Here is a 2,218-nt window from a genome sequence, read left to right as displayed (position 1 = left end):
AGCCGTTCGGGCGTCCCTTCGGCCACACGACCGCCGAGCCCGGGTTCGCCGGCTGGGTGCGTCACTGGGCCGCCGGCCGCGACTGGTTCGACGCCGGCTGAGCCCCGGCGGCACGCCGCCGCCGGGGCGAGAGGACGGGCGGGGTCAGCCGATGCGGGTCAGCAGGTCCTCGCCCGCGGGGCCGGAGCCCGACTTGTCGACCACGTACGCGGTGCCGTCGGCCACCTCGACGTGGTTGGGGTCGGCACCGGTCGAGACGGTCTCGACGACGCTGCCCCTGCGCGGGTCGACGATCGACACGTTCGCGTCCGTGCGGTTGACGACCAGGACGCGGCCCGTGCGCGGGTCGGTGGCCACGGACAGCGGGCCGGCGCCGGTCGGCACGGACCTGGTGACCGCGCCCCTGCGCAGGTCCACGACCGCGAGGGTTCCGCCGCTCTGGTCGGCGGCGTAGGCGGTACGACCGTCCGCGGACAGCGCGACGTCGATCGGCCCGTCCCCGGCGGGGATGAGCCGCGGCGTCGTGGACCTGGGGGAGACCTCGATGATCTCGTCGTCGTTCAGGTCCGCGGCGTACACCGTCCCGGTCCGCTCGTTCACCGCGAGGCCGGCCGGCCCGGAGCCGTCGACCGTGACCCGCCTCTTCTCCTTGAAGGTACGGCTGTCGAAGGCGACGAGGGCTCCGGCGGTGAAGGAGCCGGCCCACACGGTGTCGTGCCGTTCGTCCACGACGATGTCGCGCCCGTGCTCCACGCCGGGCAGGGGAGGCGAGCCGCTCGCCGGTGCGCTGGCTGTACACGGCGACGGTGTTCGCGCGGGTGTTCGTCGTCCAGACCGTGTCGTGCTCGTCGTCGACGGCGACGCCGTACACCGCCTCGACCTCGCCCGTGGCCGGGTCGGTGACCGGCGGCGTGTAGGACGCCGTCACCTTGAGCGTGCGGGGATCGACCCTCGTCAGGCTGAAGGCGGTGACCGGGGACCGGCCCTGGGCGGCGGTGATCCACAGCGCGTGGTTCCGCCCGGAGTATGCCGACTCGTACAGCCCGGCCGTGATCGGGGCCGATGTGACGCTCGGGCCCGCCGGGCGTGCGGCGTTGGCGACGGCCGGAGTGGTGAAGGCCAGGGTGGCGCAGGAGGCGAGGGCGATGCCGGCGGCGGGACGGCTGATCTGACGGGTGCGCGAAGCCATGCGGTTCTCCCTTGTGATGGGGGCGGATGGCAGCCAACTTGGCTTAGCCTTACCTAACTTCCGCGCCATCTGATCATGTGGCATCGGCCACAGGCCGCCGCCGGACCGTGGCTCAGGACCAGTCGGGGTGGGCGATGCCCAGGTTCCCGGAGGAGACGGGCACCGCGCCGGTGCCGTCGACGCGGATCGCCCAGATGCTCTGGCGCGCCGTCTCGCCGCGGGCGGTCGCGATCCAGGCGCCGTTCGGCGAGAAGGTCGCGTCCATGTCGCGGGTCGCGTTCGAGGTCAGCTGGTGCGGTGTGCCGGTGCCGTCGGAGGGGGTGAGCCAGATGTGCCGCGCGTCCCTGGTCGGCTGCTCGGTGTAGGCCATCGTCCTGCAGTCCGGCGAGAACGACGGGTCGTTGACGTCGTGGGCGTCATGGGTGACCTGGGTCCACGGGCCGCCCGCCGTGCCCGCGTCGACCGTGTAGATCTGCTGCGTGCCGGTCTTCTTGCTCCAGAACGCGATACGGCTCCCGCACCAGGCCGGGTCGTCCTTGCCGTCGCCGTCGTCGGTGAGCCGCAACGGCGTCTCCGGATGGGCGAGCGTGACCACCGCGATCTGACGTCCCGAGGGCGTCTTGGCGACGATCGCGATCTTCTTGCCGTCCGGCGACCAGGCGGTACGGGTGCGGCCGTCGATGATGTTCGTGATCATCCGTGGCGTTCCGGTGCCGTCGGCGTTCGTGATCCACAGTTCGTTGACCGTGGTGCTCACGCTCCGGGTGAAGGCGATCTGCTTACGGTCCGGTGACCAGCGCGGCAGGATGTCGCACTTGTCGTCGTCGCTGATCACCTTCGTCGCGACACGCGTGGCCGGGACGAGCCGGCCGATGCTGCCGTGACACCGGCCCGGCCAGCCGCTCTGCCGGTCGATGCGGACGAGCAGCGCCTCGCTCGGCAACGGCGCCGGTCCCGACCCGGCGCCCGCCCCGGAGGGCCTCCCGCGGTCGTCCCCGAGGACCAGCCAGCCGGTCAGCGCCGCCGCCG

Annotated in this window: 4 protein-coding genes; 2 read left to right on the top strand and 2 right to left on the bottom strand. The window is 72.7% G+C overall.

What is annotated here, in order from left to right:
• Positions 1–144: 144 nt before the first annotated feature.
• Complete coding sequence (locus ACFFNX_RS48175; protein WP_378213147.1) at positions 145–753, bottom strand: YncE family protein; 609 nt, start codon at positions 751–753, stop codon at positions 145–147.
• Positions 754–782: 29 nt separating this feature from the next.
• On the opposite strand from ACFFNX_RS48175, the gene ACFFNX_RS48170 reads away from it, so the two are divergent.
• Positions 783–917: a hypothetical protein gene (locus ACFFNX_RS48170; RefSeq protein ID WP_378213146.1), complete on the top strand. Its 135-nt coding sequence runs from the start codon at positions 783–785 to the stop codon at positions 915–917.
• A 12-nt stretch (positions 918–929) separates the two neighbouring features.
• Positions 930–1,172, top strand: coding sequence for a hypothetical protein (locus ACFFNX_RS48165; protein ID WP_378213145.1), 243 nt, complete (start codon positions 930–932; stop codon positions 1,170–1,172).
• A gap of 129 nt (positions 1,173–1,301) precedes the next feature.
• Here ACFFNX_RS48165 and ACFFNX_RS48160 read toward each other — a convergent pair.
• Positions 1,302–2,218: TolB family protein (locus ACFFNX_RS48160; protein WP_378213142.1), on the bottom strand; the 917-nt coding region annotated here is incomplete at its 5' end.

The organism is Actinoallomurus acaciae, from assembly GCF_042429965.1.
GTDB lineage: Bacteria > Actinomycetota > Actinomycetes > Streptosporangiales > Streptosporangiaceae > Actinoallomurus > Actinoallomurus acaciae.
This window is presented reverse-complemented; position numbering and strand designations above follow the sequence as displayed.